This window comes from Clostridium manihotivorum, assembly GCF_004015185.1.
GTDB lineage: Bacteria > Bacillota > Clostridia > Clostridiales > Clostridiaceae > Clostridium_AR > Clostridium_AR manihotivorum.
Map to the genome: position 1 here is coordinate 5,610,761 of NZ_CP025746.1, position 21,411 is coordinate 5,632,171.

The following is a 21,411-nucleotide window of genomic DNA, read 5'->3' on the forward strand; positions in this document are numbered from 1 at the left end:
TATTTGGATTAAATACTTTCTGTTTCATACTGTCCATAGTTTGTCTTTGTTTCACTAAGGACTTTTCTAGCAATACCATATATAAGCGACGTTACTATCATAACAGGTGTAGTAACTCCAATGATGATATCCATATTCTTTATACCATAATATAAAGCTACTCCTAATGCCCAAACTATTAGTGCTAATATATCAACTTTAAATTTTTTATTTTTATCCACAAAACTTTTTTTAAATACAAAATAATCAACAAAAATTATAGCAAACAGTGGAGCAAATACAGACCCTATAAAATATAAAAAGTCCTCATACTGTTCCATAGGGAAAACAAAAGCCAATACTGTAGCTAGAACTGTAATTATAAGAGCAGCGTGTTTTTCCTTGACTTTGCCGGTTATATTAATAAAGGAAACCCCAGCTGAATAAGCATCCATAAAGGTTGTTGTAACTGTGGATAATAATATTATTCCTAGAGCAACAATTCCTAAATTCATAACTGTGAATAACTTAGTTGGATCACTATCCCCAGTTACTAAACTGGCTGCTAGCCCAGCAATAAACATCCAGGAGCTTCCTACAAAATATCCTAAGAAGGTACCTAAGGTTGATCCTTTAATACTCTTTCCAAATCTAGTGTAGTCACCTACTAACGGAAGCCAAGAAAGCGGCATAACTACATTAAGCTCTATTATGGAACCCATACTTATTGGATCTTGACTAGCTGCTAAAGCAGTATTTGATGTAAATATATTAATCGTCATGATTATAGTCATTACAAAAAGTAATAAAACTGCAACAGTATTTACATAGTTTAGACCATCCATTCCTAAAGCAATCCATATAAATACAAATAACCCTATTAACAGTATCCAAACTGTACCACTACTTATAGATATAAGTCCTTTACTGGCCTCTTCAAAAGCTCTTGCCCCCATTATTATCATAACAGTAGTCCAACCTATAAGTTGAACAACGTTTAATAATGATAAAAGCTTAGTACCGTAAACTCCAAAAGAATTAGTGGTAGATTCCATTGCCGCTAGTTTAGATTTTGCTCCTATATAAGCTCCTATAGCAAGAATTGCTGCCCCTATCAAATGTCCTATTAATATTCCTGCTATACCCTTTTTTAACCCAGCTGAACTTAAAAGTCCACCAGTCATCATTTCTGACAAAGATACTGCCGCACCAAACCATAATGCAGTCATATTAAAAAAGCCTATTTTCTTACTCATTATTCAAACCTGCCTTTCTATATAACTCATAAAAATGATTAGTTGGTCCTACACCTTTTCCTAACTCTATACTGTGTTCTATAGCTATGGTTATATACTTTTTAGCTTCATCCACCGCATCAATTATACTCATTTCCTTGGCAATATTAGCTGCTATTGCTGATGATAAAGTACATCCAGTTCCATGGGTGTTTTTAGTATTTATTCGCTCTTCTTTAAAGCTTATAAGTCTTTCTCCGTCAAATAGTGAATCTATTGCATCACCCTTTAGGTGTCCACCTTTTACTAAAACATACTTCGGTCCCAACTCTTTTAGGTCTTTTGCAGCTTTATACATATCTTCAAAATCATTTATCTTATAACCTAATATTTCTTCTGCTTCTGGAATATTAGGAGTTATGATAGTTGCCAAAGGAAATAGTTCCTTTATAAGAGTTTCCTTTGCATCTTCTGAAAGTAGCTTAAAACCACTCTTTGAAACCATTACTGGATCTAATACTACTGGAGGAAGTTTGTCTATCTTCTTTAAAGTATCAGCTATTGCTTTAATTGACTCTATCTTAGATACCATTCCTATCTTCACTGCGTCAACTTCAATATCATCAAATATAGCTTCGATCTGCTTTGAGATAATTTCTGGATTAACATCCTGTATTCCAAAAACACCTTGAGTATTTTGAACCGTTATTGCAGTTATGACACTCATGCCATATACACCATTGGCAGAAAAGGATTTTAGATCAGCTTGAATTCCAGCTCCTCCACAGGTATCTGAGCCAGCTATTGTAAGTGCTTTTTTAATCATTTATTGCGCCTCCCTCTTTAAAGTTTTTCTTATAATAGGTACTGATAGTAACACCACCGCAAGTATTGATCCCCCTGCACAGCTTAAGGAAAAGGGAAATACATATGCAAAAGCCGCTACCTTTTTACCTAATATAAGAGTAGCCATTGGATAAGCTATTAAAGCACCTAATATGCCTGTACCTATAAACTCTCCAACTGCAGTGAAATAAATATTTTTAAACTTCTTATACACAATTCCTGCTAAAAATGCGCCTACCATACTTCCTGGAAATGCAAGTATTGACCCAGTTCCCAATATATTTCTAAGAAGCGATATACAGAAGGCATTAGCAACACCATAAAATGGCCCTAAAACTATTGCTGCAACTACATTTAAGAAATGTTGAACAGGGAACATCTTTCCACCTAAAAACGGTATATAGAATACTGATCCTGTTACAGTACCAAAAGCTATAAACAACCCACTTAAGGTCAACTTATAAACCATATTACTACTACCTTGTATTGCTGTATTATTTTGTTTCATATGAAAAAGCCCTCCTTCTTTCTTTTATCTGTGAAGGGGGCTTATAACCTACTAATTAGCTTCTATACTAAACTCTTTAAATTTATAGGCTGCTTTACTTTAAACTGCCGAAATATAAATCAAAAGTTTATCTAGCCGCACAAAAAAGTGCAGCATAGAAGCTGCACTAATTAACAAAATTATTGTTGCTTCCCTACGCTGGTTCTAACCAGTTCAGGTGTTAAGAGTCAGAGAATAACGTTCTCTATCTCAGCTGGCATAACCAGCCCCCCTAGCACAGATTACTATTTACTTTTACTTAATATATATTATTATATCATATAATTCTTCTTCTGTCACTATATTCATATACCTGAGCCTAATGCTTATTGATCTCCAAAAATTTGCTTTTTAAGTTTTAGCCCTGTTTTTGTAATAGCAAGGCCACCTTGAGCTGTTTCTCTCAATTCACTAGGTAGGCTCTTCCCCACTCTATACATAGCATCAACGGTATCATCGAAAGGAATCTTTGAGCTTACACCAGCCATAACTAGATCCGCAGTGGTCAAAGCACTTACAGCACCAGCAAAGTTTCTCTTTGCACAAGGAACTTCTACTAGCCCAGCTATAGGATCACATACTAACCCTAGTATATTTTTTATAACTATTGCGGCAGCATTTAAGCTCATTTCAGGTGTTCCACCCATAAGTTCTACTATGGCAGCTGCACTCATTGCAGCTGCAGAGCCACATTCTGCCTGACAACCACCCTCAGCTCCTGCAACCGTTGCATTCTGAGCTATTATACTACCAACCGCTGAAGCTGCAAACAAGCCTTCTATTAATTTATCTTCACTCAAATTTAGTTTTTCCCCAGCCGTGAGTAAAACTGCAGGAAGTATACCGCAAGAACCTGCAGTAGGACAAGCCACAATCCTTCCCATTGATGCATTGACTTCAGCACAGGATATTGCTTTTGCCATAGCAGATACCATTACATCTCCAGTTAGGCTCTTACCTTGCATCAAATATTTCTGAAGCTTATATCCATCTCCACCGATAAGACCACTAACAGAGTAAACCTCTTTTTCACGGCCTTCAGTAGTTGCTTCTATCATAACCTTTAGAGCTTTTCTCATTTCATTCATTACAACATCTCTAGATGCTTCACTTTGCTCCATTTCAGCCTGAATTGCAAATTCACTAAGAGTCCAGTTGTTTTCCTTACATATGCTGAGAAGCTCTTCTCCATTCCTAACCATCTTAAGTTATTCTCCTTTTCAATATCTATAGATATTTTAATTAATCTTATCTTTAATTTTGGATATGTTTAATTTTGGCTATGTTTAATAATATTGTTGAAATTAAGTGGTCATAAAGGAGATGCTATATGAGCGAGCAATTAGCGCAAGCTCATCTAAGCATCGGATGACTGACCAGTTAATTTCAACACGGTACTTTAACAAAGACTTAACTTTAAGCTCTGACTGGGTTTATCTTTATAACTCTATCTACAGCTTCTACTTTTTTAATCTCATTAATAACAACTTCATTTAAAAGGCTGTCTACTTCAAAAATCATAGTGGCAGTTTTTCCTTTTTTAGTTCTAAATACACTCATAAAAGCTATATTAACATTATTGTTATAAAGTATTGCTGAAACCTTTGACACTGCTCCTGGTACATCTCTGTGAGATATTATTACAGTGGGATATTCACCTGTAAAGTTAACTTCTTGCCCGTTTACCTCTGTTATAACGATACTTCCTCCACCTATAGAGGAGCCAGTTATTTCGGAGATATTATCCTGATTGTCTTTTATTACAAACTTAACTGTATTGGGATGAACATCTCCTAGATACTTTTCCTTGAACTCTATCTTTATTCCCTTTTCCTTTGCTATCTCTATGGATTCCCTAAGTCTTACATCACTTGGTTCCATCCCTAGTATACCTGCAACTAAAGCTCTATCAGTACCATGACCTTTGTAGGTTTTGCTAAAAGACCCATGAAGCAAAAAAGTAACTTCCTTAATACTGTCTCCAGCAATGGCTGCAGCCACCTTTCCTAGTCTTGCTGCTCCAGCAGTATGAGAACTAGATGGACCAATCATAATCGGTCCAATTATATCAAAAGCTCCATATTTTTTCATTTGCCACGCTCCATCTTAAAGTTATCATATTATTAATCTATTCATTTGCATATGAACCAGTTCTATTTTATAAAATTAAGTGGTTATAACGGAGATGCTCGGTGATAGGACTATTATAAATATATAAATTTAAATTTTTATAAAGTTAAATTTTTATATTTATAAATTTTTATATTTTTAAATTTAAAAATTCTTAACTTCTTAAATTGTTAAGTTGTTAAATTCTTAAGAATTTATAGTAATAATGCGGGTTTAGCCCATTCTTACCATCTTAATACTTATAAAAACAGCTACCTCCTATAAACTCTCTAAGAATTGAGTTTTCAGGAACCATATCATTGTCTATACCTTGAAATAACTTTAGAAAGTCTATTAGTCTTTCCGCTTCATTATATACTTCACTGTCTTGATGTATCTTTGAAAGCTCTTCTATAGCACACTTTTTCAGCACTGAAAGTTCGTATACCAATGTTGAGTTAAACATTACATCAGCCTGCTCTTGATAGACAAATATATTTTTTTCTTCCCCTCGCTTTATAGAAGGCCACATCTTTAGAGTTTCTTCTCCGCCATAACCTCTAGATAAATAATCCCTTACAATCCTTCTTATCTTTCTTACGTCAGAGGTTGCAATTCTATTATGATTGTCGACATTGAGTTGTGTCAAGGCACTTATATAAATTCTAAACTTGTTATGATCTGGTATGGTTGAAGTTAGTATGTCATTAAGTCCATGTATCCCCTCTACTATCAATACACCGTTCTGAGGAAGCTGCATAGCTCCGCCTTCATGCTCTCTCTTGCCAGTTTTAAAATTATAGGTAGGTACATTAACTGTCTCTCCTTCTAAAAGAAGATTTAGCTGTTTGTTGAAAAGCTCTAAATCTAAAGCATAAATAGATTCAAAATCAGGTTTTCCCTCTTCGTCTAAAGGAGTTTTATCTCTATCTATAAAATAATCATCAAGAGAAATAGGAATAGGAATCAGACCATTTACTCTAAGCTGTATTCCTAATCTTTTAGCAAACGTTGTCTTTCCTGAAGAAGATGGTCCAGCTATAAGTACTATCTTTACTTCATTCCTATCTCTGATCATATCTGCAATATATGCAATCTTCTTCTCATGTAACGCCTCTGAAACCCTTATGATTTCATCAAATTCCCTTTTTATAACCTTGTTATTTAATGATCCTACATCTGCAATATCTAATATATTTAGCCACTGTTCAGTCTCTTGAAAGATTTTTTCCAGCTTCTCTTGCGGTTCAAAGACAGGGATTTCTATTTTCTTTCCTTCCTCAGGAAATCTAAGTAAAAAACCAGGTTCATGATATAAAACATCAAAATATTTTAATATACCAGTAGAGTAGCCTAACTTTCCATAAAAATAATCATATCTTCCATCTAACTCGTACAGCCTTACTTCGCTATTACATATATTTTTAAGTAGCTTTACTTTATCCGTCATTCCATAAGAAGAGAATATTCTTATAGCTTCATCCTTTGGCATCTTAATAGTATTTATAAGAATATCCCTCTCAATAAGCTCTTTCATCTTCTTTTTTATTAAGATTATATCTTCAGCATCTAAAGCCTTCTCCATATGAACTTCTCCATAAATACCCTTGCTTAAGGAATGTTCAATTGTTATTTTGGCTTCTGGAAACAAATCTAGGCTAGCCTTTATAAATACGAATTGAAGAGTCCTAACATATGCCCTATTACCTATACGATCATCAGCTTCTACAAACTCCAGTTTTCCACTATCTTCTATAGGACATCTCAATTCATAATATTTATTGTTAAGCTTTCCTAAAGTAATAGGTACTATATTATTAGGACGATATAGCTTAACTAAATCATAAAATTTTGTTCCTTTTTCCACTTCTATAATCTTTTCATCCATCTCAAGTCTCAATACCATCTTGTATTCACTCCTAGTATTATTTTATTTTCATACCAACCTTTTATAAATACTCAAAACTACTGTTGATACGTACATTTTAGCTTTAAGAATACTGTTTAAATTAAGTGGTTATGCAGGAGATGCTATATTAGCGAGCAACTAGCTCAATCTCATTAGAACATAGGATCGCTAACCACTTAATTTCAAAACACTACTTTAATATAACTTATCTAAAAGTTATTCTATCTCTCTTAAGATTATTATACATCTTTGATTTTAAAAAAATCCTAATATTTGAATAATTTAAATTGCTATAAGAAATTATAACATTGGAGAGGTGATCGAGTTGTTAATTGTACTTATAAGGACGGTAATACTTTACTCTGTAGTTGTTCTTGTTATGAGGCTTATGGGAAAAAGGCAAATAGGTGAGCTTCAGCCTTACGAATTTGTTATAACTATGATGATATCAGATTTAGCTGCACTTCCAATGCAAGACACTAGACTTCCATTACTTTTGGGTGTCATTCCAATAATAACATTGCTAATGTTAAAAACTGTTTTATCAGAAATACAGCTAAAGAGTAAGATTGCCAGAAGAGTTATAGATGGAACTCCTTGTGTACTAATTAAGGAAGGCAAAGTAAACTTCCAGTCACTTATAAGTCAACGAATAAACATAGATGATCTTATGGAAGAACTGAGACTAAGCGGATATTTCAACATAGCAGATATCCAATATGCTATTCTAGAAAATAACGGGCAAGTTTCTGTAATTCCTAAAAAAGTTTTTTCTCCATCAACCAAAGGTGATTTAAAGATAAAAGAAGATGAGGATAAACTTCCAGTAGTTATCATTGTAAACGGCAAGATAAATCAAAAGGCTCTGCTTAAATTGAAAAAAGATGATACCTGGTTAAAAAACATGCTAGACAATAATGATGTAACCAATATGAAAGATGTATATATAGCCATGGTGGATTCAAATGGAGAGTTCTTTCTCCAAAAGAGAGATGATTCAATTGATTTTGGAGATGATGACTTATGAAAAATACTATTACATCCATATTAATTTTTCTATGCCTACTAGGTTTCATAATTTATTCTCATAGTGATTTAATAAAAATTTGCGATGATGTAAGTACAAAGTGTGTTAAGATAGAAGATTCAATAAAGAACGACAAATGGGATGAATCCTATAAGCTGTCAGTAGATCTTAAGGAGTATATAGAAAAAAGTTTTGAACCGCTCTCAGTTTATATAAACCATCAAGATGCAGATATACTTGTAAATGAATCTTTAAAGCTCTCTCAATACACTAAATATGAGAATAAATCAGAAGCACTTTCAAGCATACATCTAATAAAATATTCCACTAAAGCCATAAAGGCTCTTCAAACTCCAAAGCTAGAAAACATATTCTAGAATTATTTTATTATTTTTTGTGAGAAAATATAATAATACTGGTAGAAAATATAATAATAATAGTATATAATGTACATAAGGGATAAGTCCCACTGGGACTATAAAAGTCCCTTACCATATGATTTTTATTAAACGAAAGGTGGTATGAACATGTCATTAGTAAGTGCTAAAGAAATGTTAAATAAAGCTAGAGATGGGAAATATGCTGTTGGTCAATTCAACATCAACAACTTAGAATGGACTAAGGCTATACTATTAACTGCTCAAGAAAATAATTCACCAGTAATCCTTGGTGTATCTGAAGGTGCTGGAAAGTACATGGGCGGATATAAGACTGTTGTAGGAATGGTTAATGGATTATTAGAAGATTTAAAGATAACTGTTCCAGTAGCATTACACTTAGACCACGGTAGCTACGAAGGATCTTACAAAGCTATGGAAGCTGGATTCTCATCAATAATGTTTGATGGTTCTCACTATCCAATAGATGAAAATATAGCAAAGACAACTGAATTAGTAAAAGTTACTGGTGAAAGAGGACTTTCATTAGAAGCTGAAGTTGGTTCAATCGGTGGAGAAGAAGACGGAGTTGTTGGAGCAGGAGAAATCGCTGATCCTAACGAATGTAAGCAAATAGCTGATCTAGGAGTAACAATGCTTGCTGCTGGTATCGGTAATATCCACGGAAAATACCCAGCTAACTGGAAGGGCTTAGCTTTCGATGCATTGAGCCAAATCAATGATATAACAGGTGATGTTCCACTAGTTCTACACGGTGGTACAGGTATTCCTGAAGAAATGATTAAAAAAGCTATATCTCTAGGAGTTGCTAAAATAAATGTTAATACTGAATGTCAATTATCATTTGCTGAAGCTACTCGTAAGTATATAGAAGCTGGTAAAGACCTAGAAGGAAAGGGATTTGATCCACGTAAACTTTTAGGACCAGGATTTGAAGCTATAAAAGCTACAGTTAAAGAAAAGATGGTACTTTTCGGATCAGTTAACCAAGCTTAATATTTATATAAAAACGCTAAAGCAAATTTGCTTTAGCGTTTTTTGTGCGTATAAAATAATCACTTTTTAGGAAACCTGATAATAAACTTTGTCCCTTTCCCTAATTCACTTTCAATATCTATAATTCCTTCATGAAGCTCTATTACCTTCTTTGTTATAGCCATACCAAGTCCACTTCCACCATCAGACTTTCTAGCACTATCTCCTCTTGTAAACTCATTAAAGATAGTATTTCTAACCTTTTCAGATATTCCAATTCCATTATCTTTAATTGACATTAATATTCCTTCATCATTTTTGTCTAGAAAAAAGGTCAACGTAGTTCCTGGAGGATTATACTTTAGAGCATTTATTATTATATTAGAAATTGCTCTATATAATTCATCTCTGTCAAAGCTAAACCTTATATATTCCTCTCTTATATCTACTTCATATTGGAAGTTGCACTTCTCTATATCCGGTATAAAGCCTATTATTGTTTCTCTAAAGAAGTTAGCCAAATCACCTTCTACTATATTTAACTTATATGACGGAGTATCCATCTTGGAAAATGTAAATAATTCATCAATTAGATAATTCATTCTATTGGACTTTTCGTATATATAATTTAAGTATTTCTTCTTCTTTTCTTCCTCTACAACTAGCCCATCATTTAAAGCTCTTGCATAGCCTTGAATTGAAGTTATTGGTGTCTTAAGATCATGGGAAATATCTGCAATAATCATCCTTTTGCTTTCTTCTGCCCATCTTTTTTGTTCTTCTGCTTCCTGTATCCTCTGTGACATATCATTTAGTGCATCTCTAATCATAGCAAGTTCACTGTCTGCTTTACATCTAATCTTATAATTATAATCTCCAGTACTTATGGTCTGTATTCCCTTTATTATATGCTTTATAGGATTACTTATCTGCTTAGCTATTATCTTACTAAGTACAAACATTATAAGTAATAGTACCAATCCTGCCCCACTAAATATGGAAAGCATAAATAGCTGTATATCCCTTTCAAGAGGTGAACCAGTCATCTGCCCACCTAGAGATAACCCCATATTTTTAGGTGGAAACTTTACAAGACATATATAACTAAGACCATCATTACCTTTAAAAGTAGCTGCTGAGTAAGAAGTTCTATTAAAGTCAAAGCTTGCTTTCAAATCTGTAGACAAATCATTTACAAGTTGTTCTTCAGTATACTCTTTTATATCATCCTTTTTCTGACCTTTTACGTATATAACCTTATTGTCTTTAAGTATTTCAACCCATCCACCAAACTTCTCTATATAAGTAGAATCTATATTCTTATAGTCACTACACACAATAGCCTTTGCTGTAGACTTAGGAAAATCGTTATCGTTATGTCTTTTAGCCGAAAATAAAGTAAAAAATGCTAGAGCTATTATCATAAGAAATAGTAACACTATAGTTACCACCCCAAATATAAAATAGCCTAACATTATCTTAATATATATACTTTTAGGTTTTCTTCTTTTCTTTAATACTTTCATCTAGTCCACCTTTGACTTTCCAGTAAACTTATATCCTAAGCCCCTCACCGTCCTTAAATATTCTGGTTTTTTAGGATTATCTTCAATCTTGTCTCTAAGATTGCTTATGTGAACCATTATGGTGTTATCATCACCATAATATACCTCTTCCCAAACTGTTTCAAAGATTTGTTTTTTAGTAAATACCTTATCTACATTTTTCATAAAAAGACTTAATATCTTGTATTCTGTTGATGTAAGATCAAGAAGTCTTCCAGCCTTAAAAGCTTCACAGCTTTCTTCATCTAGTTCTATATCACCATACACTATATTTTGGGCTTCCTTACTCTTATTATTTGCTCCACCCATTAAAAGATAATATCGTCTCAATTGAGCCTGTACTCTAGCTATAAGCTCTAATGGATTGAAGGGCTTAGTTACATAATCATCTGCTCCAAGACCCAATCCAAGTATCTTATCGCTAAAATCATTTTTGGCAGATATTAATATTATTGGGACATTGAGCTTTTCTCTAGCCTTTTTTATAAGCTGATAGCCGTCAATGCCGGGCATCATTATATCAAATATAGCCAAATCTATACTCTTTTCACATAAAATATTCCATGCATCTATTCCATTGAAACACTTTATTATGTTGTAACCTTCTTTTTCAAGATAAAGTTCAACTAATTCAACTATTTCAATTTCGTCATCAGCAATTAATATGTTTTTTGCCATAATTACCTCCAACCATAAATTTGCGCAGGTTATACACTAATACTAAAGTTGTTATCAATATATATGGAACCAACTTCAACTATTAATTTATACATGCCTGATGATCCCCAGCCCCCGGGATCATCCTATCCCCAGAAGCCGGGATTTTATAACAAGTATAAATTAATTTTTCATAAAGGTTCCCTATATAAACTTACTAATTGAAGTTTTAATAACTTTAACAACTATAATTGAAATAACCTTATTTTTCACATAACTTAAAATCGCCATAAAAATAGCGATTTTAAATTAGGTATAATATAAACTTATTACTATACATTATTTTCTAGTTATAAGAAATATTATAATTTAATGTTGTTCGAGGTACAAGCAAAATTTAAAAATTTGCTTAATATGACTTACTCATAACTTAATATTTCTACCACATTGAGTTTTGATGCTCTAATAGCTGGTATTATGCCTGCAAAAAATGCTACTAGTGCAGATATTCCTAACGCCACTAATAAGTTATTTAAGTTTAGTGCTAAGCTCAAGGTACTTGAGGTTGATTTCATATATAAATTTATTCCATAAATAGCTAGGGAAGAAGTTAAGCATCCTAACAGTCCTCCAAGAACTCCAAGCACCAAGGATTGAAACATAAACACGAAGCTAATCTGTTTCTTTGATGCTCCTACAGCCTTCATAACTCCTATGGACTTTTTCTTTTCTTGGATGGTCATAGTCATGGTATTTATAAGACCTAAGCTTGCAACTAGAAGAACAATTATTCCCGCAACGGTTAGAATACTTTTTATTCCTTTAGTAAAAGAGCCTATAATATCTAGCATTTCTACCATATTAGATGCGCTATATCCTAGATCTTTTCTTATTTTATCTGTAATTGCCTTTACTTTATCATCACTTTTAGCAACTATTCCTACCTGAGAATAGCCTTTATCTGCAAGGTAATTATCCTTTTCTTCATAGTAACCCTGTACCTTACTTACTATATCCTCAGAAGTTAATATATTGGTTCCAAAATCACTCTTTCCTTTAACTACACCAACTATTTTCCCATCAATAGAGAAAGGCTTCTTAACCTCAGCTCCATTTACCTTTGGAAACTCTACCTTCATAGTTATCTTTTTTCCTATAACTGATTTATAATCCTTTATACCCAGTCTATCTAGATACTTTTCTCCTACTAAGACTTCATCGTTTTTGCCTGAAAGTTCATTTCCATAAGTTATATTATTATCAGTCTTATAATTAAAATCAAAAGAAAAACCAATTATATTTACGCTCTTCTTCTTAGCGTCACTATTACCTTCTACCTCAACACTAGTTAACTTAGAATTCACAACTGCATAAACTTCATTTACTCCATCTATTTTAGACATCTTAGTTAAGGCATCTTTATCTATTTTTTTAGTCTTATCTTCCTTTTTATCAGAAGTAGCGGTACTTGTACTACTGCTTCCTGTATTCACTGATACTGCTACTGGAGATGAACTCTTATCATACTTTAGCGGCATAACACTTATTTGTTTTGTATCTCCAAAGCTTGAGAATAATTTATTGGCACCTTTAGATATAGAGTCTCCTACTCCCATCATAGATACCATCAAAAAGCTTCCAACTGACAGGGCCACTACGGTTAGAACGGTTCTTACTTTTCGTTTTCTTATATCACTAACTGCCATTGATAATCCATCAGATATTTTCATCTTTTCTCCTCCTAACCATTTAGTGCTTCTATAGGGTCCATCTTTGAAGCTCTCATAGCTGGATATAAGCCTGCTAACACTGCTATAGCAATAGAAAATGCTAAAGTAGAACCTATAAGCCATAGTGGTATACTAAAATTAAAGGTAATATCTATTTTTGAAGCCTTCAAATAAGCTATCAATCCAAGTTGTATTATCTTAAATATACCTACACTAATGATTATTCCAGTTATACCACCTATGAAACCAATTGTTCCTGATTGAACTAAGAATATACTTCTTATACTTGAGTTATTTGCCCCTACTGACTTCATTACTCCAATACTTCTAGTTCTCTCATAAATAGACATAACCATGGTATTTACTATTCCTAAACCAGCAACAAATAAAACAATTATACCTAATATAGATAGTACTAAACTTATATTGTTGAAGGCTTTTGTTATATCCTTAATCATATCTTGATTAGATACAGCTTGATAGCCTTCAGCTAATACTGCATTTTTCACCTTTTCAACATTATCCATCTTATCTGCAGAAAGCACTAAGGAATTAAAACCTTTTTCGCTCTCATAGTCATTTACAAACTGTGTAACTCCAAGGATTTCAGCTGCATCTTTTGATGAAGTTATTATGCTGTCTCCAGATAGTAGGTTTTTATCAACTACTCCAACTATCTTAAGCTTTTTTTCAACTGGTTTAATATTTATATTATTTGCCTTATCCAGTACTATAGATATTTCCTTACCAACAGCATCTTCTGCTTTGCTAAAGCCCAATGCTGAAACCACATTCTCACTTATAATAGCTTCACCCTTTGAATCTTCACTTAATATTTTGCCACTGAGCATAATCTTAAGATTGTCATTTTTTAAAGCTTTCTTCTTACTGCTAAGTTCATCCTCAAAGAATATGGAATGTTTTAAATCATAGCCTTGTATGCTAAAAAATCCTTCTTTAACGCTATCATTTACTTTAATCTTTTCTGCACTAGCAGTAATAGAAGCCTTTAATTCCTTTACTCCATCCATAGATGCAAGTTTACTTATCATATTACTATCTATCTTTTTGAAGTTTTTTTCATTCCAATCTTCATAATCTGACATATCATCTAATTCCGGTGCATCTTTCTTGATAGGACTCACTGTAACAACCTTTGAACTGAGCTCTCCATTCATTGAATCCACTATAAAGTTTTTCAAAGTAAATCCAAGTCCTGCCATTATCAAAACCAGCATAGTACCTATTGCTATCCCTAAAGAAGTAAGAAAGGTTCTTCCTTTTCTCCTTTTAAGATCATGAAGGGCCATGCCGACATTGTCCCTAAATCGCATTTTCTACGCCCCTTTCATTGACCACATCATCGATTATAACTCCATCCATTATTTTAACCATTCTCTTCGCTTTTTGAGCCTCAACAGGATTGTGGGTAACCATTATTATTGTATATCCCTTACCATTAAGCTCCTGAAACAAATTCATTATATTTTCACCAGTCTTAGAATCCAGATTACCAGTAGGCTCATCTGCAAACACTATCTGCGGATTATTTACGATAGCTCTAGCGATAGAAACCCTTTGTCTTTGTCCACCAGACATTTCAGTAGGTTTATGCTTTACCTTATCCTTTAACCCTACAAGTTCTAGAGCTTTAAGAGCCCTTTCCTTTCTTTCCTTCTTGCTGACACCTGAAAATATTAAAGGCATCATAACATTCTCTAAAGCAGTTTGTGTATTCTCAAGATTAAAAGCTTGGAACACAAAGCCTATTTTTTCATTTCTGTACTTAGCCATATCCTTGTCTTTAAGCTTTGAAATATCTTTTCCATCAACAGTTATGCTTCCCTTAGTAGGGCTGTCCAGCCCACCAACAAGATGCATCAGTGTGGATTTACCAGAACCAGAAGGCCCTACTATAGCAACAAACTCGCCATCCTCAATATTAAAAGAAACCTTATTTAAAGCCACAACCTTTTCTTTTCCCATCCTATAGACCTTTGACAATTCTTTTATTTCAATCATTTTAATCCTCCCAAACCTTTCAATGATTATTGTATCTTCATTCATTATTAATGAAACAATAGCTTTCTAAAAAGCTTATGCTTTGTAGTTTTGCACTATTGCTTTTTTATGAATGACGTTTAGTCTATTTATAATTCTAACCACTTTTACTTAAGTACCTATTAATTCAATCTTAAGATTACCTTAAAATCTAGCAGAAGATATATTTTTTTATTCTTATTCTTAATCCTATATATGTCTTTGAATCATCCAGTCATATTTATTCTAAGCTTTATCTGAAATATAATTTTCTAATAAAAAGGCAAGCTTTTTCATAATACTTTTTTGAGAGCTTTTAATTTCATTGGACTTCCCAAAGAATAAAAAAAACTAATGCTATTATGTAGAAGCATTAGCCTAAGCAATATAGTTTTTAATCCCTTATTTGTTTGTGAACTGTATAACAATACCTAATATAGGCAATATAAATCCCCAATACTCCATCTTAATAAAGAAAAATGAATGTGTCCTTCTAGCTATAATTTCTTGACCAGTTTCCTTGTCTATGTATACTTTACCATTTCCTCTATTTAAGGCTCTTCCAACAAAGAAACATAACAAACCAGCAAGTAGATAAGCAAAAAGACTTACCCAACTATGAGCTCCATAAAACTCTTTTCCTGCAACTAATTCAACCACAGTAAAACTTAGAATTAAAAATACAAAGGTTAATATCCCATATCCCTTCCATATAATCATTTTTATCCCCCCTATTATGTACAGATTAAGTAAAACAAACTTCTTTAAATAGCTTTATGTTAAAAGCAACATTTCTATATTATCAAAAAGTATCATTATTGGCAATATACGGTATGCAAGATTTAAGTTAGCTAAATTACCTTACCGATTAAAGTTTCCAACAACACTTAGTTTATTATTATGTGTCTAGTCTATTATTCAAATAAAAATCAATGTCGCCATTTTATAATCAATCACTAATTTTATTATCTGAAAATATTACACTTACACTTGTACTTTCTATATATACCTTTACCTGTTTCACTCCACCTTTGTGTTAAGACCATCCATATAATTTAAAACTACTTTTTATGTTTTGCCCTTCAGTTAGTGCATCAATGTTCATTTTTGGAGGTAAGTCTTTCACTGTATTGATTTTAAAAGCTTCTATTTTCCTTCTTTCACCAGTGATTCCTGCTAACTGTCCATCGTTTACAGGCTATACCCATCCCTTATCCTGAATATCTACTGATATTGTATAGGGTAGCTTGCCTTGTTATCTTTACTTCTAAATCTATTTCACTACATAAAAAAAGATTAATGCTTCAATTACTGAAACATCAACCTTTTTAAATTTTTTTATTGACCTTGAATCCCGTATTTTTTTAATGTACTAGATTATTTATTCAATTATTAAAAACTTAATCTATTTTATACTTTTATTTCGAGGGCTTTATGTTTTTTTACTTGATTAGCTACATTATTAATATTATGCAGTTATATTTTACTTTTTCTATTACACTAATACCTTCATTTAAAGCAGATTTTCTTCTACCCTGAGATACCTTATTTTTTTGTATCATGAAAATATTAAGTTTTGTAGTTAGTGTTTAATTTAACTTATACTACATAATTCTTTTTTAAAATCTTCATACATTAAAAATGCTTCTTTTAATATTTCTTTAAGTTCTTCATAATTATGAAAGCAAGGGTCTTTTAAATTTTCACCATCATCCTCCAATGATTCCTTCATCATAGACCATACGCTACCATTGTAATACTTATTATCTCTAAATAAATACCATCCCATTTCTACATAACCATATTTTAAGCATATATTAAATTGAATCTTTTTATCTTTTATTTTTTCAGCAACTTTAAAAAATTTTTCTTTTTTATAATATTTCACTTTATAGTCGAGTTCATCAAATATACTTTTAACATTGTCATTATCATAACATTCAAATGAATTTTCTCTATCAAAAGAATAATTTTGCGTAAGTTCCTTAGCTCTTTTGACGAAATCTATTTTAAATAAAGCTTCTCTAACTTCTGGTTTAAATAACATAATCTATTTTCCTCTAAAACATATTTCTATATCGTATTTATTTTTAGCCAATTAAATATACTCTTGTATTTTATCAAAGTTTTTATTTTATTCTGCTCCTTTGAAACTTCAACCTTTTGTTCTTTATTTACCTTAATGATCTAAAGGAACCTTAAAGTCATTTAAAGGATATTTAGTACCATTATCATCTATAAGAACTACGTGATACTCATATTCCTTATCTGAGGCTATATCTTTATCTAAAAACAGATTTCCTTCTGCCTTTTCTACTATAGTCTTATAATTTCCCTCACCAACAACTCTTCTTGAAATTGTATAAAACTTTAAGAAGCCTACCTTGTCCCACTGTAATTCTATACCTTTAGCCTCTCTTCTCCATATCAACTTAACCTGAATGCCAATCTTATCTTGCTTATTTTCTAAAGCTTTTAGATCTTGTGCTACTAAAAGCTTAGTTACAGTCTTATCCTTATAAGAAGCTGTCAAGTAAGCCCCACCAGTTCTCACAGCTACTAACTTTTTATCATCTATAGTAAAAACCTTTTTATTACCAAACTCATATCTAACACCATCTTTTAGCTCTATAGTGCCTTTTTTGTAAACACCATACGTCTTTAAATCCACCTTATCGCCTACATAGATATTCTTTGAAGAAAGTTCTATTTTCAATCCAACTAAATCACTATCTTCAACCGCTAAAGCTGCCAAAACTAGTTCAGACACAGTTACAGTAGTTAAAACTGCGACTAAAAACATAATTACACAATTTTTTAAAAAACCCTTAAAGCTTTTCATAAAATCTCCTTAATAAAAATTAAATTATTTAACATCATATCCTTCTTTATCCAAAAATTGCAGACTTATTGTATCAAAAACACTTCCCGTTTACAAGTTATTTTTAATTCAAAAAAAGTTCACTGAATCCTTCTTCAGCGAAATCTTTTTACGCATTAGCCTTTCCGTATTAATATGAGGAAAACTTGGCAGAGAAATATGATTTATTTTTTACTGTTTACCATAGCTAGCTACTCTAATCCCATGAAATTACTAGGTTTAGTTGGAGACTTTTTTATACTTCCTTACAAAAAACTTTTTCATTCTACTTTGCGAGGCTTTTACCCTTATTGGGGATTCCTGAATAGTAAAAACAGCACATTAAAAGTCTTCTACTACTTTTAATGTGCTGCTCCTTATTAAAGATAATATTTTCAATTAAGCTTCTATAGAATCAATATTATAAGCTAAGCTTACAAATAATATGAAGTTGAACACTACTTTAGGTGAAAAGAATAAATCATCAACAAAATTCATAACAAAGAAGCTTACTACAGAAACAAAAAATCCCGCATAAAATTTATTTACTAGCCCTGTACACTTATTTCTTACAGAGTATAATTTTCTAAGTATTTCTAAGCATAATAGGATAAATAAAACTCCGCCTACAACACCTAACTCAGCAAACATTTTTATATAGCTGTTATGAGGAGGTATAGGTTCTGGCTCAACTATTTGAAGCTCAGGAAATCTTTTAACATAGTCTTCAAAGTTAACTATAAAGTTACCACTTCCCACACCAAAAATCGGATGTTCCTTTAACATTTTTCCTGCAGCCATCCATAGTCTTTGTCTACCTAAATTCATTTCTGCATTGCCAAACTGATTTATACGAGCCATTATATTAGGATTAAAAGGCAAGTATGCTATTGGTATTATGTAAACAAAAATAAACTTCCAATTATATAGTATAGCAATAAGTAAAGCACCTAAAGCTAATGCAATCCAGGCACCTCTTGAAAAAGTCATACCTATATTAAGAACTATAAGAATAGATAAACCTGAATATATTATCCTTGTTATACCCTTTGATCTCATAGCTATCATTATTGCTGGGAAGACTGCAAGTACTAAATATGCTCCAAGTGTATTTGGATGTCCAAGAGTTGCCTTAACTCTTGCAGTAGTAAGTATGTACTGAATACTTTCATTAGGTTTATAATGCTTTATAAAGTCAGCTATTCCCATTAACGAAACTACAAAAGCACTTATCATATAACCATTTATTACACCTTCGAATAACTTCTTTTTATCTATTCTAAATCTTATCAACAAATAAACTCCGAAGTAGTATACAAATCTTACAGCCTCTTTTAATGCACTTACACTACTTTTTGCATACAAGGATGACAAAGTCATAAGTAAAATAAGAGCTAGAAAAAGTAACGTAAATCTATCCAAAAGTACGCTCTTAAATTTTTCTTTAAATTTCTTTCTTTCAGCTTTCAAGAATAAAAGTTCAATTAAATAAATTAGTCCTGCTAATAATATTAATAAAATAAGCATCCACTCTATCTTTGAGTTAGGTGCAAGAGGAAGAAATATTATATATATTAAAACAAGAACAAGAATTAAAAAGTCATTTCTCTTCATATTATCCTCCACATTTGTTATAACTTTTTCTAATTAATTTTACACTCCTACACATTATAAAGTCAAATTAATTGCATGTTCATATCCATGATTTTATACTTTTCTTAACAGCAAAAAATAAGACTCTATATTAGAATCTTATCTTTTACTATATTTATGTTAATATCATGTACCATAGATTACTTTTCTATATAATTCATAACATGCTTAACCACAAGATTGATACTTCCGTCACCGTTTCTTTGTATCTCAAATCTTTCTGGATCGTGATAAGCATCTTCTGTTATGTATAAATCAATATCCTTGTCAATCTTAAGTCTTACCCTTTTAAGCTTTTTCTCAACCCATTGTTTATCTACAGGTATTTCTTCATCGAGACCTTGTGCAGATACAAATTGATTAAAGCTTTCTTTAGTCTGAGGTTCTTCCTTAAAAAGTTCGTGAGATAGCTCTTGAACATTTATAGTATCTTCTTCTCTCAGTTTTGCCTTTATGGTGGTTCTTATCTTTTCAGCCTTATCTGCATCTTCAGTTATATTGTTTCTAGTCCACGCTTCTGCAGCTTTTACAAAGGTTTTTGTCATATCTCTTTCGTTGGTAACTATAGAACATCCAAGATAATTATTTATGAAGTAGTTGGATCCATACTCTTCTTCTTCCTTAGACTTCTTTTGCTTATCTATGACCATAAGATTAACAGCATTTTCATCTATAATAGGTTTTATAAAAGCACATTTTTGAAGTCTTTGGCTGCTTGCAGGAAGTCCTGAAGCCTGTTCTATTATATCAATTCCTATCTTTTCCTCTATAAAATCTATCTTGTGAGTAAAATTTCTTACATAATCCATCTTCATTATGGCAAGCATTGGTCCCTGATCTGTGCTTATAGCTACAACTATAAGATCACAGGATGGTATATTGCCATTGCCCTTCATAACCGCAAACATTTGTCTTGCTAGTTCCTTTGACACAGAAACAATGTCAGAATTAATTCCGCTTAGATAATCTTGAGAAACTTCCTTTACTATATTTCTTTCTGCGTTAAATACAGCATATTTAAGCTCTTCATCTTTAAAAGCTCTTTCTATATGCCTATATAAAAATTTATATGTGTCCTCATTTAGTTCCAGCCTATATTCATTTAATATAGGTTCGTCTCCATTTGTATCTAATATATGAATTACTGCTTCCACTATATTTATGTCATTAACGTATTCCATCTATTCACCTCTGGTACTAGTTTTTCTTTACCACCTTCGGATTGAATAAATAACAAACATTTACGAAATCTTGATTAGGTACAAAAACAAGCTGTGATTTCTGGCTTCCTTCTGTTATTACAGCCACATAAACCTTATCTTTGTTTCCATCAGGTATTGCATCTATTATCTTCGAAGGCTTATTATTTAGCTCCTTATATTCATTACCGTCATATGGAGCTAAAAGTGAAACTTCCTTCATACTAAAAGACAATTTTCTTTTTCTTGTCTTAGTTTCGTATATAACATCAATATCTACATCACCGTTAGTTATAACGTACTCAAATTCAGTATAGAAGAATCTTTTCACATAGAAAAGTATACCTGTAATTAATGCAAGTAGCAACCCTACTATAATGTTTCCAAGCATCAAATATAATAATGTCATAGCACCAGTTATGAACATAAGTACCCTTACTATTTTGTATTTTCCTACATTTTCTGCTTTGACTAGTTGTTCTTTAAATTGATCCATATAACTTCCCCCTAAACCGTTATTTTTCCTTATCTCATTATAACACAAAATGTAATCCTTTCCGTAAGGATTTTTATTTTGGGCAAATTAACTAAAATCTAATTTGTTTCTTATATATTTCATACAATAGTACTTTTAACTTTCATATAAAAAAATAAAGGCTCTGTTAAAGTACCCTGTAGAAAT

Annotated in this window: 21 protein-coding genes and 1 riboswitch; of the genes, 3 read left to right on the forward strand and 18 right to left on the reverse strand. The window is 32.0% G+C overall.

All coding sequences use genetic code 11. From position 1 onward, the window contains the following. Positions 1-8: 8 nt before the first annotated feature. The 6 genes from cytX to C1I91_RS24975 form a co-directional block, all read right to left on the reverse strand. On the reverse strand, positions 9-1,235 hold the full coding sequence (gene cytX, locus C1I91_RS24950) for a putative hydroxymethylpyrimidine transporter CytX (protein WP_128215339.1): 1,227 nt from the start codon (positions 1,233-1,235) through the stop codon (positions 9-11). After that, positions 1,228-2,037 (reverse strand): bifunctional hydroxymethylpyrimidine kinase/phosphomethylpyrimidine kinase, encoded by an 810-nt coding sequence (gene thiD, locus C1I91_RS24955; RefSeq protein WP_128216100.1) that lies wholly within the window; start codon positions 2,035-2,037, stop codon positions 1,228-1,230. Before thiD ends, cytX begins: the two co-directional genes overlap by 8 nt. Positions 2,038-2,040: 3 nt before the next feature. After that, positions 2,041-2,568 (reverse strand): energy coupling factor transporter S component ThiW, encoded by a 528-nt coding sequence (gene thiW, locus C1I91_RS24960; protein WP_238475891.1) that lies wholly within the window; start codon positions 2,566-2,568, stop codon positions 2,041-2,043. Between the two features lie 173 nt (positions 2,569-2,741). Further along, a riboswitch (TPP riboswitch) is annotated at positions 2,742-2,851 on the reverse strand. Between the two features lie 82 nt (positions 2,852-2,933). Then, positions 2,934-3,809 (reverse strand): L-serine ammonia-lyase, iron-sulfur-dependent, subunit alpha, encoded by an 876-nt coding sequence (gene sdaAA, locus C1I91_RS24965; RefSeq protein ID WP_128215340.1) that lies wholly within the window; start codon positions 3,807-3,809, stop codon positions 2,934-2,936. Between the two features lie 214 nt (positions 3,810-4,023). Beyond that, positions 4,024-4,698 carry an L-serine ammonia-lyase, iron-sulfur-dependent subunit beta gene (gene sdaAB / locus C1I91_RS24970; protein ID WP_128215341.1) on the reverse strand — a complete coding sequence of 225 codons (675 nt, stop codon included), beginning with the start codon at positions 4,696-4,698 and terminating at the stop codon, positions 4,024-4,026. A gap of 271 nt (positions 4,699-4,969) precedes the next feature. Continuing rightward, positions 4,970-6,622, reverse strand: coding sequence for a nucleoside kinase (locus C1I91_RS24975; RefSeq protein ID WP_128215342.1), 1,653 nt, complete (start codon positions 6,620-6,622; stop codon positions 4,970-4,972). Positions 6,623-6,950: 328 nt separating this feature from the next. Here C1I91_RS24975 and C1I91_RS24980 point away from each other — a divergent pair, with 328 nt between their 5' ends. The 3 genes from C1I91_RS24980 to fba all read left to right on the forward strand — a co-directional run bounded on the left by C1I91_RS24980 (position 6,951) and on the right by fba (position 9,046). After that, on the forward strand, positions 6,951-7,652 hold the full coding sequence (locus C1I91_RS24980; RefSeq protein WP_128215343.1) for a YetF domain-containing protein: 702 nt from the start codon (positions 6,951-6,953) through the stop codon (positions 7,650-7,652). Continuing rightward, a complete protein-coding gene (locus C1I91_RS24985; protein ID WP_128215344.1) occupies positions 7,649-8,029 on the forward strand; it encodes a DUF4363 family protein in 381 nt (126 codons plus the stop codon). Before C1I91_RS24980 ends, C1I91_RS24985 begins: the two co-directional genes overlap by 4 nt. A gap of 150 nt (positions 8,030-8,179) precedes the next feature. After that, entirely contained in the window at positions 8,180-9,046 is an 867-nt protein-coding gene (gene fba / locus C1I91_RS24990; RefSeq protein WP_128215345.1) for a class II fructose-1,6-bisphosphate aldolase, read from the forward strand. Positions 9,047-9,105: 59 nt separating this feature from the next. Here the strand turns inward: fba and C1I91_RS24995 are convergent, their stop codons facing one another. From C1I91_RS24995 to C1I91_RS25050, 12 genes are all read right to left on the reverse strand, one after another. Then, positions 9,106-10,551: a sensor histidine kinase gene (locus C1I91_RS24995; protein ID WP_128215346.1), complete on the reverse strand. Its 1,446-nt coding sequence runs from the start codon at positions 10,549-10,551 to the stop codon at positions 9,106-9,108. Further along, positions 10,552-11,268, reverse strand: a complete 717-nt coding sequence (locus tag C1I91_RS25000; RefSeq protein WP_128215347.1) for a response regulator transcription factor — start codon at positions 11,266-11,268, stop codon at positions 10,552-10,554. 398 nt (positions 11,269-11,666) lie between these two features. Continuing rightward, positions 11,667-12,977 (reverse strand): ABC transporter permease, encoded by a 1,311-nt coding sequence (locus C1I91_RS25005; RefSeq protein ID WP_164880654.1) that lies wholly within the window; start codon positions 12,975-12,977, stop codon positions 11,667-11,669. Between the two features lie 11 nt (positions 12,978-12,988). Continuing rightward, positions 12,989-14,311: an ABC transporter permease gene (locus C1I91_RS25010; protein ID WP_128215349.1), complete on the reverse strand. Its 1,323-nt coding sequence runs from the start codon at positions 14,309-14,311 to the stop codon at positions 12,989-12,991. Then, a complete protein-coding gene (locus C1I91_RS25015) occupies positions 14,301-14,999 on the reverse strand; it encodes an ABC transporter ATP-binding protein (protein ID WP_128215350.1) in 699 nt (232 codons plus the stop codon). The genes C1I91_RS25010 and C1I91_RS25015 overlap by 11 nt, the downstream gene beginning before the upstream one ends. Before the next feature lie 420 nt (positions 15,000-15,419). Further along, positions 15,420-15,737 carry a hypothetical protein gene (locus C1I91_RS25020; RefSeq protein ID WP_128215351.1) on the reverse strand — a complete coding sequence of 106 codons (318 nt, stop codon included), beginning with the start codon at positions 15,735-15,737 and terminating at the stop codon, positions 15,420-15,422. A gap of 316 nt (positions 15,738-16,053) precedes the next feature. After that, entirely contained in the window at positions 16,054-16,188 is a 135-nt protein-coding gene (locus tag C1I91_RS29880) for a hypothetical protein (protein WP_420808487.1), read from the reverse strand. A 423-nt stretch (positions 16,189-16,611) separates the two neighbouring features. After that, on the reverse strand, positions 16,612-17,064 hold the full coding sequence (locus C1I91_RS25030) for a hypothetical protein (RefSeq protein WP_128215352.1): 453 nt from the start codon (positions 17,062-17,064) through the stop codon (positions 16,612-16,614). 132 nt (positions 17,065-17,196) lie between these two features. Beyond that, entirely contained in the window at positions 17,197-17,859 is a 663-nt protein-coding gene (locus C1I91_RS25035) for a hypothetical protein (RefSeq protein ID WP_128215353.1), read from the reverse strand. A gap of 417 nt (positions 17,860-18,276) precedes the next feature. Beyond that, positions 18,277-19,491 carry an O-antigen ligase family protein gene (locus C1I91_RS25040; RefSeq protein ID WP_128215354.1) on the reverse strand — a complete coding sequence of 405 codons (1,215 nt, stop codon included), beginning with the start codon at positions 19,489-19,491 and terminating at the stop codon, positions 18,277-18,279. A 179-nt stretch (positions 19,492-19,670) separates the two neighbouring features. After that, the gene (locus tag C1I91_RS25045) at positions 19,671-20,711 is read right to left on the reverse strand and encodes a nucleoid-associated protein (RefSeq protein WP_128215355.1); all 1,041 of its coding nucleotides are present in this window, start codon (positions 20,709-20,711) and stop codon (positions 19,671-19,673) included. Positions 20,712-20,727: 16 nt separating this feature from the next. After that, on the reverse strand, positions 20,728-21,225 hold the full coding sequence (locus C1I91_RS25050; RefSeq protein ID WP_128215356.1) for a hypothetical protein: 498 nt from the start codon (positions 21,223-21,225) through the stop codon (positions 20,728-20,730). Positions 21,226-21,411 lie beyond the last annotated feature (186 nt).

Excerpts from the sequence above, each read along its gene's own strand:
- fba (WP_128215345.1), top strand. The coding sequence starts at position 8,180 with ATGTCATTAGTAAGTGCTAAAGAAATGTTAAATAAAGCTAGAGATGGG.
- C1I91_RS25030 (WP_128215352.1), bottom strand. The coding sequence starts at position 17,064 with ATGTTATTTAAACCAGAAGTTAGAGAAGCTTTATTTAAAATAGATTTC.
- thiW (WP_238475891.1), bottom strand. The coding sequence starts at position 2,568 with ATGAAACAAAATAATACAGCAATACAAGGTAGTAGTAATATGGTTTAT.
- sdaAA (WP_128215340.1), bottom strand. The coding sequence starts at position 3,809 with ATGGTTAGGAATGGAGAAGAGCTTCTCAGCATATGTAAGGAAAACAAC.
- cytX (WP_128215339.1), bottom strand. The coding sequence starts at position 1,235 with ATGAGTAAGAAAATAGGCTTTTTTAATATGACTGCATTATGGTTTGGT.
- C1I91_RS25045 (WP_128215355.1), bottom strand. The coding sequence starts at position 20,711 with ATGGAATACGTTAATGACATAAATATAGTGGAAGCAGTAATTCATATA.
- C1I91_RS25010 (WP_128215349.1), bottom strand. The coding sequence starts at position 14,311 with ATGCGATTTAGGGACAATGTCGGCATGGCCCTTCATGATCTTAAAAGG.
- C1I91_RS25035 (WP_128215353.1), bottom strand. The coding sequence starts at position 17,859 with ATGAAAAGCTTTAAGGGTTTTTTAAAAAATTGTGTAATTATGTTTTTA.
- C1I91_RS25015 (WP_128215350.1), bottom strand. The coding sequence starts at position 14,999 with ATGATTGAAATAAAAGAATTGTCAAAGGTCTATAGGATGGGAAAAGAA.
- C1I91_RS25005 (WP_164880654.1), bottom strand. The coding sequence starts at position 12,977 with ATGAAAATATCTGATGGATTATCAATGGCAGTTAGTGATATAAGAAAA.
- sdaAB (WP_128215341.1), bottom strand. The coding sequence starts at position 4,698 with ATGAAAAAATATGGAGCTTTTGATATAATTGGACCGATTATGATTGGT.
- C1I91_RS25020 (WP_128215351.1), bottom strand. The coding sequence starts at position 15,737 with ATGATTATATGGAAGGGATATGGGATATTAACCTTTGTATTTTTAATT.
- C1I91_RS25000 (WP_128215347.1), bottom strand. The coding sequence starts at position 11,268 with ATGGCAAAAAACATATTAATTGCTGATGACGAAATTGAAATAGTTGAA.
- C1I91_RS25040 (WP_128215354.1), bottom strand. The coding sequence starts at position 19,491 with ATGAAGAGAAATGACTTTTTAATTCTTGTTCTTGTTTTAATATATATA.
- C1I91_RS24975 (WP_128215342.1), bottom strand. The coding sequence starts at position 6,622 with ATGGTATTGAGACTTGAGATGGATGAAAAGATTATAGAAGTGGAAAAA.
- C1I91_RS24995 (WP_128215346.1), bottom strand. The coding sequence starts at position 10,551 with ATGAAAGTATTAAAGAAAAGAAGAAAACCTAAAAGTATATATATTAAG.
- C1I91_RS24985 (WP_128215344.1), top strand. The coding sequence starts at position 7,649 with ATGAAAAATACTATTACATCCATATTAATTTTTCTATGCCTACTAGGT.
- C1I91_RS25050 (WP_128215356.1), bottom strand. The coding sequence starts at position 21,225 with ATGGATCAATTTAAAGAACAACTAGTCAAAGCAGAAAATGTAGGAAAA.